Here is a 14,107-nt window from a genome sequence, read left to right as displayed (position 1 = left end):
ATGATATCCTTTCTCGGAATGGATTTGTTCATATTTTCAGTTGTCGGCCATAGGCTCGAAAAATGTTGGGCACAGTCCGAAGCGGCCCGATGCGATCAGCTCAGCAGCCTCGGCCGAATCCAGCTGCATCAGGACGTTCCTACTATCCAGCATGACGACGATTTCTCCCGTGCTACCGAAATCAAGACGGAGAGGCGTCTGCAGCTTGAGGGCCGAGGGATCGTATTGCGAAGGTGAAATCGCTCCGTAGCCGGCATAATATGTCTCCCCGATGGTCCAGGAGTAGCTGAGGTTTGGCTGTGCCTCGATCACCGAGACGGCATTGCCGGGTTGTCCGATCCCGGCGGCGATTTCGATATTGATGCCTACGGTTAACCCACCTGACGGAATATCCGCAGATGTTTCGATCACCATGCTGTCCGATGCCATTTCATGCGTTGGTGTAAAGGGAACGAGCTGGTAGCCCGTTCCTTTTTGCTCCAGGCGCACGGCGGGGGCCGTGCCGCTTGGCGCGAGGCGCTGAGCGACGCTGACGACCTTGTCGGAGAAGAGCTTTCCCGTATTCGACCAGACGTATTCGTAGGACGCCTGCCATTGAAGGGCTGCGAAGCTCTCGCTAAGCAAAAGTGCGCTGAACCAGGCGACGGGAGATGGGTCTGGGGATTTCTGCATCTCCGGCCAGATTGCAATACAGGTGCGGCTAGGGCCTGCGTTGATCAATGTCGCGCGGAAAGATCTCGCCTCGGCCATTCCCATCCCCCGTCTAGTGCTCCGGCAGGTTGGCTACCGAAGCAGCTTCGGATTGATGCGCAGGGCATGCGGAAGCTTCTCACTGCCGCCGGCTTTGAGGTAAGCGGTATTGACCTCCTGGAGAGAGGCAGTCGTCCACTTATTATCCGGTCCGAGGATTGCGCACATGTCGTACACATTCACCGGAAATTTGATCTCCTCTTTCTGACCGATCTGCTGCGTATCAAGCACCTGTCCCGCCACATAATCGCCGAAAGTGACCCAGTAGGTCGGATGCGGGGTGAAGCTTGCAATGATGTTCGGCTGTGCCGGTACGACGAAGGTGCCGCTGCCGGCACCGGCGGGGGCGCCCTGGATGCCCATGTTGATGCCGATCGCCGCCGTGTGTAACGGGATGGTACCGTCCTGATTGATATAGAGCGTGCCGGGAGCACTCCCTGTGGTCAGATTTTCGAAACTAAAGGCAGTGTTGGATTTGCGGGTGAAATCGACGCTGTTTGCAGTCTGCAGATCGGCGTCCCATTTCTGGCCGGCCTTGAACAGGACGCCCGGGGAAAGCTTACCCATCTGACTCCACACGAACTGATAGTTGATGTTCCACTGGAAGGTGACCGAAGTCGTAGAGGCGACCGGAAAGGCGAACCATGCCAACGACATGACGCCCTGCATGGTGATATTGGGGTCTTCCTGGTAGCAGCAAAAGCTCCAGTCGTTTTCAGAGTCATTGATGAAGGTCAGGGAATAAGTGTTCGACATGCCTGCAATCTCCTCGGTATATGACGGGTGGAGCAACCTAATAGGTTGTGCATGCGAATATTGACAATTTACGGTTATGATGACCATTCGTTGTGTGTAACTGATGGTTGATTTATTGGGTTTTGTTTTACTCTGGGTTTAGGGCTGCCGGTAAGTTCTCAATTGCGGTATTTCGGAAACGATTGCGATGACCAATTGAGTTATGTGAGCTGGTCGACTTCGTAAATTTTCGACAAGGTCGATCTCGATATGGTCCAATCGGTGTTGCGGCCATTCCGACGTGCTCTTGCCCATCAACAGCCAGTCAAGCGAGACATTCAGAAGATCCGACAACCGGCAGGCGTGGTCGATCGACATGGCATGCCCCTGTCTCCATTTTGAAACCGCGGCTGGCGAGATTTCCAGTGCTGCGGCAAGGGCCATCATCTTTCCCTGATCGCGCGCGATCATCGCCTGGTGAAGCCGCTCTCCGCGTTGCCTGTCAATCGATCCCGCAGACATTGCGTTCTCCATTTGTTCTGATTTATTTATGCGCACAAACGCGCATTGGTTGCAATAGGTGCAACTGAAAATCCGGATATAGTATCAAATTTTTGGACTATTGCCGATTTTCTTTGGAAATTTAATAGGGAAACTCTGCCGCTTACGCCGAAGAGGAACCCCGGTTCAAATCATGAATGCAATCATGGATTGTATTATTGTTCCGCAAAGATCCTCAACCCATCGTGCTTGAAAACAATTGGACGCCAGGCAAAAGATCAATGTGCCCTTACGCCCAGCCCTGCAGCTCGCGGCGCACGACCTTTTCCAGCACCGTCATGCCGTCTTGGCTGTCGTTGAGGCATGAGATGTGGACAAATTTCTCGCCGCCGTGATGCAGGAAGCTTTCGGCGGCTTCCTCGGCAATCTCTTCGAGCGTTTCAAGACAGTCAGAGACAAAGCCGGGGTTCATGACGGCGATGCGCTTGACACCTTCCGAGGCCAGCTTCTCGACCGTCTTGTCCGTATAGGGCTGCAGCCATTCTTCCGGGCCGAAACGGGACTGGAAGGTGATCATGAAGTTCTGGTCGGTAAGGCCGAGCGCTTCCTTCAGCAGGCGGGCGGTTTTCTGGCAGTGGCAATAATAGGGGTCGCCCGCCTTGAAATAGGATTGCGGGATGCCGTGGAAGGAGGCGATCAGCATTTCCGGCTGCCAGTCGAGCGTCGCAAGCTTCTGGCGGACGGAGGAGGCGAGCGCTTCGATATAAGCCGGGTCGTCGTGATAGGGCGGCACGGTGCGCACGGCCGGCTGCCAGCGCAGTTTCATCAGGTGTTCGAATGCCTTGTCGTTGACAGTAGCGGTCGTCGAGGCGGCATATTGCGGATAAAGCGGGAAAAGGACGATCTTCTCGCAGCCTTTTTCCTTCAGCGCATCGATGCGTTCGGCGATCGACGGCTTGCCGTAACGCATCGCCCAGTCGACCACGACATTGGGCAGGTCCTTCAGGCGTTCGGCCATCAGCTCGCCTTGGCTGCGGGTATAGGTGCGCAGATAACTTTCGTTGCGCTCCTTGTTCCAGATCGCCTCATAGGCCTTGCCGACTTTTTGCGGACGCTTGTTCAAGACGATGCCGTAGAGGATCGGATACCAGTAAAGCCGCGACCACTCGATCACCCGCTTGTCGGAGAGGAATTCCGCCAGGTAGCGCCGCATCGACCAATAGTCGGTGCCATCAGGCGTGCCGAGATTGACGAGCAGCACGCCGACCTTGCCGAAAGACACTTTCGGATGATCGGCTGGCATGGAGGCGGAATGAACGGTCATTCGGATGCTTTCGGTTAAAGCCAGAACATTTCCATCGCAGAGGGGCGGGCGGAAATGCTCCGTGTCTTCTGTTTGCGTGGTCCCAGCGACAAAGCCGGTTCCCACGGTCGCGGGAGTTGCTCTTGCCGAGCGTTACGTGCGTCCTGGTCTGGCGGATTACTTAGAAATAAAAATCGGCCCGGGAAAGCCCGGGCCGAAACGAGTATCGGGACAAATCGTCCCAATGCATGGCGGGAGGCGCTGACCCGAACCTTGGTCCGGGTCAAACGGCTTCGTTCAGCCGTTTACTTGGCCGGCAGTTCGAGTTCGTCGCCGATCTCGATATGGTTCGGGCGGCGCAGCTTGTTCGCCTTGGCGATCTCGGTCCAGCGCTCGCCGGAGCCGAGCTTGCTGGTGGCGATATCCCAGAGCGAGTCACCCTTGACGACCGTGTACTTGGTCGGGCCGGCGGGCTGCGGAGCGGCAGGTGCCGCCGGAGCAGGCTTTGCCGGTGCGGCAGCCATGGAGTTCTGGGCCGGTGCGGCAGGCGCCATCGTATTCGGAGCCGGTGCCATCGAGTTCTGAGCCGGAGCTGCCGGAGCTGCCGGCTTGGCCGGGCTTGCCGCCATGGAGTTCTGAGCCGGAGCGGCCGGAGCTGCCATGGACGGAGCCGGTGCCGCGGGGGCAGCCGGTGCGGGAGCAGCAGGCGCTGCCGCCATGCTGTTCGGTGCCGGTGCAGCAGGGGCGGCGGCGGTCGGAGCCGGGGTTGCTGGAGCAGCTGGGGCGGCCGGAGCAGCGGCAGCTGGCGGAGCGGCCGGGGCCGGCTTCGGAGCAGGCGTATAGCTTGCCGGCGTCAGGTCGGTGATGCGGCCGTCCGTATAGGGCTTGTAGGGGTTATGCGAGGCGACGAACTCGGCGGTGACATCGGCGAGGTCCGGACCGTAGTCATAGGCGTTCTTGCCGCCGGTCTTGAAGATGGCATAACCATCACCGCCGGCGCGCATGAAGTTGTTGGTGGCAACGCCATAGGTCTTGGCCGGATCGATCGGCACGAACTTGTCGCCTTCCTTGACTTGCACGTCGCTGACCTTGGCATTGGCCGGCTTGCCCTTGTCGAAGGAGAACTTCAGGCCAGCGACCTGCGGGAAGCGGCCGGCGCCGTCGTCGATCTGGCTGACGCCGTTTTCGAGCGCCTTGATGATGTCGGCGCCGGTGAGCTGGAAGGTTGCGAGCGTGTTCTGGAAGGGCAGAACGCTGACGACTTCGCCCTGGGTGACTTCGCCGGCATCGATCGAGGCACGCAGACCGCCACCGTTCTGGATGGCGATGGTGATGCCCTGATCCTTGGTGCGGGCGAGCATCGCGTCGGCGACGAGGTTGCCCATCGAGCATTCCTTGGCGCGGCAGACACGACGATCGCCGTCGATCACGCCTTCAGACGCACCGACGATCTTCTTCTTCATGTCTTCGATCGGCTTCTTCAGCTCGGCGACGCGGGCAAGGAAGGCCGGGTCCGGCGTGATCGACTTGTCCATCAGGATCGGCTCGCCATCGGCCGACTTCACGACGCCAGCGTCATCGAAGACGATTTTGATGTCGCCGAGATATTTGGAATACTGGTAGGCCTGAACCACCGGAACCTTGTAGCCGCCCGGATTGTCGGACCAGGTCGGGTAGGGACCTTCGGCGCCCTTGGCAACGTTCGACAGGAGCGTGTGGGTATGGCCGCCTACAACGACGTCGACATCCGGGATCTTGGCGATCATCTGAAGGTCGCGCGGGTAACCGACATGGGTCAGCGCGATGATCTTGTTGACGCCCTGCGCCTTCACGGCCTGGACGGCTTCGGTGATCTTGGCGACGTCGTCGGCGATCGTGATGTTCGGGCCGGGATTGGCGATTTCGGCGGTGTCGTTGGTGACCGCGCCGACGATGCCGATCTTCTGGCCACCGACGTCGAGAACGAGGAACGGCTTAATGCGGTTGCCGATCTTGGCGGCAGCGGACGGCACGACGTTGGCGGTGACGACCGGGAACTGGATCTTGTCGAGGAAGGTGGCGAGAACGTCGTCGCTATCGTCGAATTCATGGTTGCCGACGGTCATGGCGTCGAACTTCATGGCGTTCAGCGCTTCGGCTTCGGCAGCACCCTTGTAGGTCGTGTAGAAAAGCGAACCCTGGAAGTTGTCGCCGCCGTTCAGCAGGATGACGTTCTTGTTCTGCGCCTTCAGCGCATCACGGGTCTGGTTGATGGCGGTCAGCAGGCGGGAGGCGCCGCCGAAGCAGACGCCCTTGCCTTCATCTTCAGCCGAGCAGGTGGAATCCGTCGCGTTGATGGATTCGAGGCGCGAGTGGAAGTCGTTGATGTGCAGGATATTGAGTTCGAAATCGGCGAATGCCGCGCCGCTTGAAAGGGCCAGGGCCGAAGCGGCCATCAGGCCGGTCCTCAATCTCTTCATCATCTGTTCTCTCTCCTGTTTTATCGGCTCGCTCATCGGCCGCCGCGTTTCGGATTGTTCTAACGTCCCACCGTGACAATCGTTATACGACCATGTTTTCATCATGGCCGGCCCGTTTCAAGGGAAATGTGACAGTGCTGCATTTCTCTTGATCTGCGCGCCAAACGCGAAAACCCCGCTTGCGCGGGGTTTTCCAGTCTTGCGAAATGTCAATTCCGGCTCAGCCGCGGCGGGCGAGCGAGAACTGGGCGCCGCTATCCTGCGTGCAGTTGAGCTGCGTCGGCGTGACGAGCGAGCAGTTTACGCGTGACTGGGTCTTGCGCACCAGTGACGTCATGTTGATCTCGACCAGTGTCGGCGACAGGCTGACATAGTTGCCGGAGGCGAGCAGCGTGTTGCTGTCGCTGGAACGGGTGGTGAAGGTGCCGCCCTGGAACTGCGAAACGATGCCGTTCGGATCGACCCAACTGCCCTCGACGCCCTGCGGCTGAGCAGACGGCTGAGGCATCCGGTCCGGTGGCGGGGAGGACACGCAGGCGGTCAGGCTGGCTGCAGCGATGAGCACGAGGCTCGCTTTCAGTTTCATCATGGGTCTCCCGCGATTCGGTCCTGATCTGATGGCAGACCATGCCGCCTGACGTCTATGTAACGCAAGATGTGGCCTTGAAAAGGCGAGGGTTTTCCAATGCACAAAAAAAGCCGCCTGAAGGTGCAGGCGGCTCGTTTTTGAGGCTCGCCGGATTAGCGGACGAGGATGTTCTTGAACTGCCATGGGTCCTTGGTGTCGATGTCTTCCGGGAAGAGGCCCGGGCGGCCATCGAGCGGGGTCCAGTCGGTGTAGTGACCTTCGACCGGGCCGAGATAGGGCAGCTGCACTTCGAGGCAGCGCTTGTAGTCGATCTCGTCGGCTTCGACGATGCCGGCCTTCGGGTTTTCCAACGCATAGACCATGCCCGCGAGAACCGCCGAGGTGACCTGCAGGCCGGTGGCGTTCTGGTAAGGCGCGATGCGGCGGGTTTCTTCCAGCGACAGGCGCGAACCGAACCAGTAGGCGTTCTTCTCGTGGCCGTAGAGCAGTACGCCGAGTTCGTCGAGACCTTCGACCAGCTCGTGTTCGTCGAGAACGTGATGAACCGGCTGCGGCGTGCCGCCATTGCCGAACATTTCGTGCAGCGAGAGGACTGCGTCATTGGCCGGGTGATAGGCGTAATGGCAGGTCGGGCGGAAGGTTACTTCGCCGTCCTTGTCGCGCACCGTGAAATAGTCGGCGATCGAGATGGACTCGTTATGGGTGACGAGGAAGCCATACTGCGGGCCCGGGGTCGGGCACCAGGTGCGCACACGGGTGTTGGCGCCCGGCTGTTCCAGATAGATGGCGGCCTTGGAGCCCTTCTTGTGCTTCTTGGCATTCTTCGGCATCCATTCTTCATGGGTGCCCCAGCCGAGTTCGGCCGGCTGCATGCCTTCAGAGATGAAGCCTTCGACAGACCAGGTATTCCAGAAGACGTTCAGCGGCTTCGGGTTCTTGGTGAGCTGGGTGTCGCGCTCGGCAATGTGGACGCCCTTGACGCCAAGCTTCTTCATCAGCTTCGCCCAGCCTTCGCGGTCGTGCTGATCCGGCTCGTCGAACTTCAGGCCGGTGTCATTGGCGAGGTTGACCAGCGCCTGCTTGACGAACCAGGACACCATGCCCGGGTTGGCGCCGCAGGTGGAAACGGCAGTCGTGCCGCCCGGGTTCTTGGCCTTTTCCTTGCGAAGGGTTTCGCGCAGCGCATAGTTGGTGCGGTCGGCGTTCTTCATACCCTTGTCGAAATAGAAGCCGAGCCAGGGCTCGACGACGGTGTCGATGTAGAGGACGTCAAGCTTGCGGCACATCTTCATCAGGTCGAGCGAACCGGTATCGACCGACAGGTTGACGCAGAAGCCTTGGCCCTTGCCTTCGGTCAGAAGCGGTTTCAGGAGATCCTTGTAGTTCTCCTTGGTCACATATTCCTTGATGTGACGGATGCCATGCTTCTTGAGAATCTCCATGTCGGAGGGAATCTCGCGCGGGTCGATGACGACCATCCGGCTCTTGTCGAACTTGAAGTGACGTTCGATGAGCGGCAGCGTGCCGCGGCCGATCGAGCCGAAGCCGATCATGACGATCGGGCCGGTGATTTCGGCATATACCGGATGTTTCGTGTCTGACATGTCTTTCTCCTTTGGATCGGCGACCGTTCAGGTCGCTGCCCCCGCTTCTTCGGCAGTGAGCGAAATGCTGAAACCGCGATTTCGCGGGCTCTAGATCATAAATTTGCGTTACAATAAAGGGCCTGCTTGTGACAGCAATAAAAAGGCGATGCGTTTATTCCGCCTCGACCGGATTTCCGGCGATTTGCCGCAGCAGGTCGACAAGCTCGGCGCGCTTTTCCGTCAGGCCCTTGTAGTCGATCTGGGCGTCGCTCATCGCTTGCAGTTGATCGGCGAGCGATGCGGCAAGCCTTGGCGCATCCGGCTGCCTTGAGATTGCGGTGACCGGATCGAGATAGATGCGGATTGTGAAGAGGATGTCGCCCGAGACCGGCATCTTGCGTAGCGTCTGTCGTTCGACCCTGAGATAGGCACCTTCCGGCGGAATGGGTGCGGTCTCGGAACGAGGCTGAGGCGCGGGGCGATAAAGTTCGTAACCCCAGTTCACCGACCAGTTCCAGCGCTCGACGAAACGCTGCGGCGAAAGGTTGTCGAACATGCGGTTGATCAGCCCGGCATTGCGGCTACCGCCCTGGAAATCCGGCACCGGCGCGTGCACTTCATCCATGACCTTGCCGAATTTTTCCGACAGCGACCAGGAGGAGGGGAAGGCGAGGAAGGCGGCAGCGATGCGCCAGCCGGCTTCGCCCCTGCGCATGATCACGAGGTCGTCCTGCACAAGCAGGCCGGCGCGCAGGAGGGGCGGGATGGAGATGTCGGCCAGATCTAGTTCAGCGCCCGCCAGCCGCATGATGTTTCCATCCCGGCAATAGGCCGCCGGATGATGCGACGGGAGATAGACGCAGAGTGCATCCAGGATCTCCTGCTGCGCGTCTGCCGTGTCCGGTTCGGCGCGAAAAACCTGTTCGCCATGTTCGGCAAACAGCCTGCGTTTCTCCGCCAGATGGTAGGCAAGATCCTCGTCCGGTTCGATCCAATAGTCCGGATCGAGCTGCATAAGGCCGATCGTGAACGGCTTCGAGGAGCCGTCATAGGGCGTATGGACGAGGGGTCTGTCGTTCATGTCGGTCCGGCGCGAAAGTCATCTTCGATTCTTGTACGGCAGTTTCCGCTGCTTGTAAAAATCCGTTGCGAAGACTTGGAACATCGCCTTGCAGCCCTACAAACACCGCAGTCGGGAAAATTTGCGCCGGGCGGCACAGGGGTATGGGATGCAGATTTTACGGCTTGAAGAGGCGAGCGAAACCGATGGCGATCAAAGAGATCTCGCCTATCGGGCATACTGGCTCATTTTCTGGGTCATCATTTTCCTGGGGTGCGGCATGGCGGCGGCAGTCGCATCTCCAATGAGCCGGGGCTGCGATCTGGAAAACCTCAAACACTATCCGATGTCTCACGCGCTTTAGGCGCGGTCTATCAAGATCACGTCACCCAACCTGTTTTTCCGCGAGCCGGATAGCAGCCTGAACTACGAAACCATGATGGAAGCCGAGGGCGCAGAAAGGCTCAAAGCGGCGCTGTCGCGTGGACTTGAAACCTACCCGCCGAAGGAGTGGCCCATCCTTATGCTGGCGGCAGCCGATAACTGGACCAACGCCCCGGACGGCCTCCTAATCTTCTTCGTGTTGCCGAACAGCGTTTTTGTCGATGATCTGATTGCGGTACTCGATGCAGAGGGACTGGCGGCCCACGCCGCATTGCCGAGGTAAAGGGGGTGGCGCTTACGCCGTGGCAGTGCCCTGGTGAAACACCATCCGCCATTTGCCATCCGCATCAAGACGCCAGAGGGAACTGCGGTTGGTGAACTGACGGCTGCCGTCCTCTTCGGTGCGGATGCCACGATAGACGGCAAGTGCGACATTCTCCGCAATCACCGACACGCTGAAATCAGCAATATCCGTATTGTTCAAACCGGCCTCTGCGACGAGGCGAGTGATGATGTCTTCGAACGTATAGGCGAGGCCGGAGCGGCCGAATTCGCGAAAATCCGGCGACAGGAGTTCGCCGATCTTTTCTGCTGAGCTGCGGACCTCACGGGTTTGCAGCGCTTTCTCCAGCACAAGCAGGTGATCGACGAGGTCCTGTGGCGCGGCCGTCACCGGCCGGCCTTTGCGGTCTTGGCGCGGGCTGCCGGGCGGGGGGCTTCGATCGGTTTTTCCGCGCGGGCGATTTCGCCGATGAGTTCGGCGGCGATCAGGCCGCGCAGGGAGTTGCCGACGAAGAAGCGGCGGCCTTCGAGGTCGGTGGGCTTCAGGACATGGCTTTTTGCGCGGCCCTCGCGGATCAGGTCGGCGCGCAGGATGCCGGGGAGCAGGCCGCTGGAGATCGCCGGTGTTGCCAGTGAGCCATCAGGTTGTTCGACGAAAACATTGGTGATCGTGCCTTCGCAGACCTCGCCGCGCTCGTTGAGCAGCAGGACCTCGTCGGCTTCGTCAGGCGTGAATTCGGCGCGGGCGGTTTCGTAAAGCTCGCGGCGCGAGGTCTTGTGGCGGCAGTTCGGATCATCGGAAGGCATTGCCGTCCTGGCGACCCGTATTTTCCAGACGGTATCGGCGGCAAGCGGCGCAAACGGCGTGGTGGTGATCTCGACCTTGCCGCGATATGTCATGACGAGGCGGACGCGGAGCGGCGTTTCGCCTTCTGCCACTGCCGCGGCAAGCTGCTTTTGCACATCGGCTGGCGGCTGGCGGAAGCCGAGCGCATCTGCCGACCGGCTCAGCCGGCGCAAGTGCTGGTCCAGGCGCAGAAACCCCGTGCCGGGTTCCCATCGCATCGTTTCGATCAGCGAGAAATCCATTGATCGCCTACTGCAAAGCGTGCCTTCAACAGGCATTCATCATATTCGGCCTGCGCCTCCGAGTCGAAGACGATTCCGCCGCCGGCATTGAAGACCGCTTTGCCGTCGTTGAAAAGCGAGATCGTGCGGATGGCCACCGAAAAACGCATCGGGCCTGCCGGATCGCACCAGCCGATCGCGCCGCAATAGGCGTCGCGCGGTTGGTCTTCCAGCCGGTGGAGGATCTGCATGGCCCATAGTTTCGGGGCTCCGGTGATCGAACCGCAGGGGAAAAGGGCGGAGAGGATTTCAGGGAAGCCGATTTCGGGTCTGAGCTTCGCCCGCACATGGCTGACCATCTGGTGGACGGTCGGGTAGGTCTCGATCTTGAAAAGTTTGGGCACCGAGAGCGTGCCGACCTCGCTGATGACGGAAATGTCGTTGCGGAGCAGGTCGACGATCATGCGGTTTTCGGCGAGCGTCTTTTCGTCGGCGAGCATGCCGGCGATGATCGCATCGTCCTCTTCTTTCGTGGCGCCGCGTGCGGCGGTGCCCTTCATCGGGTGGGTTTCGATGAAGCGGTCCGTATCGACGGAGAAGAAGAGTTCCGGCGAACGGGAGAGGATCAGCGGGCCGCCGGCTGCCTCGGTAAAATCGATGAAGGCGCCGTAGCGCACCGGCTGGCGGGCGGTGAGCGACCAGAAGGCGCGCAGCGGATCGCCCTGCCAGCGGGCGGTGATCGGCATGGTGAGATTTGCCTGGTAGCAGTCGCCGTTGCGCAGGTGCTGATGCAGCTTTTCGAAGCGCTCGCGATAGGTCTCGAAATCCCAGCCGGCGTGGGGGGCGGTGAGGAAGTTGCTGTCATTGGCGGGGTAGGCGGCAGCCAAAGGGTGCTCATTGCCGGCTGGGGCGTCGAAAATGCCCATGGCGAGGAGGGGTGTCTCGCGGCCTTCGGCCATCAACGGGCGGAGCTTGTCCTCGAAGACGTAGCCTGCTTCGTAGGAAATGTAGCCCGCCAGCCATTTTCCGTTCAGGCGCGCTTCCTCCAGGCGGCGGAGGGCGGGCAGGATCTCGGCGGCGGTTCGGGCGATGACGATTTCCTGCGGCTGGTCGAAGACCATGCTTTGAGCCGCGGGGTCGTCTCGGAAGAGGGCAAAGGGGGTGGCGTTTGTCATTCTCGGCTAAAACCAAATGTTTCGCATTCAATGCGAGCGTTTTTGGCGGCGCGCAAGGGGCGAGATTTCCCTTCTCCCCAGTGGGGAGAAGGTGGCCCGAAGGGTCGGATGAGGGGGCCAAGTCCTACGACGCCAAGGATTAGGCGTCACTCCCCGTCGCCCCCTCATCCGCCTGCCGGCACCTTCTCCCCGCTGGGGAGAAGGGATTTGCCGCACCGCTTCTGCCTCTTTCGGCGCTGAGTAGGGCACGTTCCCTCTCCCCGTCATAACGGGGATAGGGGTAGGGTGAGGGGCAACTTCGATCAACAGGATGGGAGCGTTAGACCTTATCCCCGATCCAAAGCCTCCAGCTCATCGATCAGCCCCTCAATCATCGACAGTCCCTTAGACCAGAACGACGGATCGGTGGCATCCAGCCCGAACGGCTTCAAGAGTTCCGAATGGTGCTTCGTCCCGCCGGCCTTGAGGAGATCGAAATACTTGTCCTGGAAGCCCGGAGCCGCGTTCTGGTAGACCGCATAAAGCGAGTTCACCAGGCAGTCGCCGAAGGCATAGGCATAAACGTAGAAGGGCGAGTGGATGAAGTGGGGGATATAGGTCCACCACGTCTCGTAACCTTCCGAAATCTTGATTGCCGGCCCGAGGCTTTCGCCCTGGACGGAGAGCCAGAGTTCGCCGATCTGTTCGGCGGTCAGTTCGCCTTCCTTGCGGGCCGCGTGGACCTTTCGCTCGAACTGGTAGAAGGCGATCTGGCGCACGACCGTGTTGATCATGTCCTCGACCTTCTGGGCGAGCATCGCCTTGCGCTCGCGCTTGTCCCTGGTCTTTTCCAGCAGCGCGCGGAAGGTCAGCATTTCGCCGAACACGGAAGCCGTTTCGGCCAAGGTGAGCGGCGTCTGGCACATCAGCGCGCCCTGGCCGCCGGCCAGAACCTGATGCACGCCGTGGCCGAGTTCATGGGCAAGCGTCATCACGTCGCGCGGCTTGCCCATGTAGTTGACCAGAACATAGGGATGGGCCGAGGGTACGACGGGATGAGCGAAGGCGCCCGGGGCCTTGCCGGGACGCACCGGCGCGTCGATCCATTCCTCATCGAAGAAGCGGCCGGCGATATCGGCCATCTCCGGGGCAAAGCCGCGATAGGCGTCGAGAACGGTGGCCTTGGCGTCGGTCCAGGGGATGAGCGCATTCGGGGTTTCCGGCAGTGGTGCGTTGCGGTCCCAGAAGTTCAGCTGTTCCATTCCGAGCCATTTGGCCTTCATCGCGTAATAGCGATGGGACAGGCGCGGATAGGCCTGGGCGACGGCTTCCGCCAGTGCATCGACCACCTCGCGCTCGACACGGTTTGCCAGATGGCGGCTATCGGCGATGTCCTCGAAGCCGCGCCAACGGTCGGAGATTTCCTTGTCCTTGGCGAGCGTATTGGTGATCAAGGTGAAGACGCGGAGGTTTTCACCGAAGGTCTTGGAGAGTGCCGCAGCCGCCTTGGCGCGGGTTTCCGGCTCCGGTTCCTGCAGCATGTTGAGCGCCACTTCCATCGGCAGCTTCTCGCCGTCGATCTCGAAGCGCAGTTCCGCCATCGTCTCATCGAACAGGCGATTGAAGGCGGCGGCCGAGGTCATCGATTTTTCGAGGAAGAGCTGTTCCAGCTTGTCGTCGAGCTGGAAGGGCTTGTCCTTCCTGAGGTCGACGATCCAGGGGCGATAATGGCCGGCCGCGGGATCGCGATCCATGCAGGCATCCACCACGGCGTCATCGACGCGGTTCAATTCGAGCGCGAAAAACAGGAGATGTGCCGACATGTCGGTCAGTTTCGCCTGCACGTCGCCGTAGAACTTGCCATTTGCCGGGCTCGAAGTGTCGGCGAAATAGGTGAGGCCGGCAAACGAGCCGATCTTGCCGATCAGATCGTCCATCGCCTCATATTCCTTGAGCGCCTCGCCGATGCCGCCGGCGCCCGTCTTCGTTGCAGCCTCAGTGAGCTTGCCCTTCCATTTATCCTCGAAGGCGACGGCCAGCTTGCCGGCCTTTTCCATATCGGCGACAAATTCCGGAGCGTCTTTCGCGGCATAAAGATCGGAAAGTTTCCAGACCGGCAAAAGGCCGAGCCCGGCGTCCGGCGCTGCGCCGCCAGCGGCAGTTGCGGCGGCAATTTCGGGGAGCGCGGGGTGGGACATCTTCATCGCGTTGTTCCTTCCTGGATCTGGTGCGTCTG

The 14,107-nt window shown here is 60.2% G+C and carries 14 protein-coding genes; 2 read left to right on the top strand and 12 right to left on the bottom strand.

Annotated features, from left to right (window positions below; genetic code table 11):
• Positions 1-36 precede the first annotated feature (36 nt).
• The 8 genes from KX729_RS09440 to KX729_RS09405 form a co-directional block, all read right to left on the bottom strand.
• A complete protein-coding gene (locus tag KX729_RS09440; protein ID WP_219742184.1) occupies positions 37-750 on the bottom strand; it encodes a RhiA family protein in 714 nt (237 codons plus the stop codon).
• Positions 751-783: 33 nt separating this feature from the next.
• Positions 784-1,506 carry a RhiA family protein gene (locus tag KX729_RS09435; protein ID WP_219742183.1) on the bottom strand — a complete coding sequence of 241 codons (723 nt, stop codon included), beginning with the start codon at positions 1,504-1,506 and terminating at the stop codon, positions 784-786.
• 138 nt (positions 1,507-1,644) lie between these two features.
• Positions 1,645-2,007, bottom strand: a complete 363-nt coding sequence (locus KX729_RS09430) for a helix-turn-helix domain-containing protein (protein ID WP_219742182.1) — start codon at positions 2,005-2,007, stop codon at positions 1,645-1,647.
• Positions 2,008-2,275: 268 nt separating this feature from the next.
• Positions 2,276-3,310 carry a ferrochelatase gene (gene hemH / locus KX729_RS09425; RefSeq protein WP_219742181.1) on the bottom strand — a complete coding sequence of 345 codons (1,035 nt, stop codon included), beginning with the start codon at positions 3,308-3,310 and terminating at the stop codon, positions 2,276-2,278.
• Between the two features lie 284 nt (positions 3,311-3,594).
• The gene (locus tag KX729_RS09420) at positions 3,595-5,751 is read right to left on the bottom strand and encodes a 5'-nucleotidase C-terminal domain-containing protein (RefSeq protein WP_219742180.1); all 2,157 of its coding nucleotides are present in this window, start codon (positions 5,749-5,751) and stop codon (positions 3,595-3,597) included.
• A 217-nt stretch (positions 5,752-5,968) separates the two neighbouring features.
• Positions 5,969-6,334: an outer membrane lipoprotein Omp10 gene (gene omp10, locus KX729_RS09415; protein ID WP_219742179.1), complete on the bottom strand. Its 366-nt coding sequence runs from the start codon at positions 6,332-6,334 to the stop codon at positions 5,969-5,971.
• Between the two features lie 155 nt (positions 6,335-6,489).
• Complete coding sequence (locus tag KX729_RS09410; protein ID WP_219742178.1) at positions 6,490-7,941, bottom strand: homospermidine synthase; 1,452 nt, start codon at positions 7,939-7,941, stop codon at positions 6,490-6,492.
• A gap of 154 nt (positions 7,942-8,095) precedes the next feature.
• Positions 8,096-9,004, bottom strand: coding sequence for a heme-dependent oxidative N-demethylase family protein (locus tag KX729_RS09405; protein ID WP_219742177.1), 909 nt, complete (start codon positions 9,002-9,004; stop codon positions 8,096-8,098).
• An 88-nt stretch (positions 9,005-9,092) separates the two neighbouring features.
• Here KX729_RS09405 and KX729_RS09400 point away from each other — a divergent pair, with 88 nt between their 5' ends.
• Both KX729_RS09400 and KX729_RS09395 read left to right on the top strand, forming a co-directional pair.
• Positions 9,093-9,347, top strand: coding sequence for a hypothetical protein (locus KX729_RS09400; RefSeq protein WP_219742176.1), 255 nt, complete (start codon positions 9,093-9,095; stop codon positions 9,345-9,347).
• A 75-nt stretch (positions 9,348-9,422) separates the two neighbouring features.
• Positions 9,423-9,650, top strand: a complete 228-nt coding sequence (locus KX729_RS09395; RefSeq protein ID WP_219742175.1) for a hypothetical protein — start codon at positions 9,423-9,425, stop codon at positions 9,648-9,650.
• Between the two features lie 12 nt (positions 9,651-9,662).
• Here the strand turns inward: KX729_RS09395 and KX729_RS09390 are convergent, their stop codons facing one another.
• The 4 genes from KX729_RS09390 to KX729_RS09375 all read right to left on the bottom strand — a co-directional run bounded on the left by KX729_RS09390 (position 9,663) and on the right by KX729_RS09375 (position 14,075).
• On the bottom strand, positions 9,663-10,040 hold the full coding sequence (locus KX729_RS09390; protein ID WP_219742174.1) for a nuclear transport factor 2 family protein: 378 nt from the start codon (positions 10,038-10,040) through the stop codon (positions 9,663-9,665).
• Entirely contained in the window at positions 10,037-10,738 is a 702-nt protein-coding gene (locus KX729_RS09385; RefSeq protein WP_219742173.1) for an aminotransferase class IV family protein, read from the bottom strand. Before KX729_RS09385 ends, KX729_RS09390 begins: the two co-directional genes overlap by 4 nt.
• The gene (locus KX729_RS09380) at positions 10,723-11,892 is read right to left on the bottom strand and encodes an aminodeoxychorismate synthase component I (protein ID WP_219742172.1); all 1,170 of its coding nucleotides are present in this window, start codon (positions 11,890-11,892) and stop codon (positions 10,723-10,725) included. Before KX729_RS09380 ends, KX729_RS09385 begins: the two co-directional genes overlap by 16 nt.
• Before the next feature lie 326 nt (positions 11,893-12,218).
• Complete coding sequence (locus tag KX729_RS09375; RefSeq protein ID WP_219742171.1) at positions 12,219-14,075, bottom strand: M3 family oligoendopeptidase; 1,857 nt, start codon at positions 14,073-14,075, stop codon at positions 12,219-12,221.
• Positions 14,076-14,107 lie beyond the last annotated feature (32 nt).

The organism is Neorhizobium populisoli (assembly GCF_019430945.1).
GTDB lineage: Bacteria > Pseudomonadota > Alphaproteobacteria > Rhizobiales > Rhizobiaceae > Neorhizobium > Neorhizobium populisoli.
This window is presented reverse-complemented; position numbering and strand designations above follow the sequence as displayed.

Excerpts from the sequence above, each read along its gene's own strand:
- omp10 (WP_219742179.1), bottom strand. The coding sequence starts at position 6,334 with ATGAAACTGAAAGCGAGCCTCGTGCTCATCGCTGCAGCCAGCCTGACC.
- KX729_RS09435 (WP_219742183.1), bottom strand. The coding sequence starts at position 1,506 with ATGTCGAACACTTATTCCCTGACCTTCATCAATGACTCTGAAAACGAC.
- KX729_RS09410 (WP_219742178.1), bottom strand. The coding sequence starts at position 7,941 with ATGTCAGACACGAAACATCCGGTATATGCCGAAATCACCGGCCCGATC.
- KX729_RS09395 (WP_219742175.1), top strand. The coding sequence starts at position 9,423 with ATGGAAGCCGAGGGCGCAGAAAGGCTCAAAGCGGCGCTGTCGCGTGGA.
- KX729_RS09375 (WP_219742171.1), bottom strand. The coding sequence starts at position 14,075 with ATGAAGATGTCCCACCCCGCGCTCCCCGAAATTGCCGCCGCAACTGCC.
- KX729_RS09440 (WP_219742184.1), bottom strand. The coding sequence starts at position 750 with ATGGCCGAGGCGAGATCTTTCCGCGCGACATTGATCAACGCAGGCCCT.
- hemH (WP_219742181.1), bottom strand. The coding sequence starts at position 3,310 with ATGACCGTTCATTCCGCCTCCATGCCAGCCGATCATCCGAAAGTGTCT.
- KX729_RS09380 (WP_219742172.1), bottom strand. The coding sequence starts at position 11,892 with ATGACAAACGCCACCCCCTTTGCCCTCTTCCGAGACGACCCCGCGGCT.
- KX729_RS09430 (WP_219742182.1), bottom strand. The coding sequence starts at position 2,007 with ATGTCTGCGGGATCGATTGACAGGCAACGCGGAGAGCGGCTTCACCAG.
- KX729_RS09420 (WP_219742180.1), bottom strand. The coding sequence starts at position 5,751 with ATGATGAAGAGATTGAGGACCGGCCTGATGGCCGCTTCGGCCCTGGCC.
- KX729_RS09385 (WP_219742173.1), bottom strand. The coding sequence starts at position 10,738 with ATGGATTTCTCGCTGATCGAAACGATGCGATGGGAACCCGGCACGGGG.
- KX729_RS09405 (WP_219742177.1), bottom strand. The coding sequence starts at position 9,004 with ATGAACGACAGACCCCTCGTCCATACGCCCTATGACGGCTCCTCGAAG.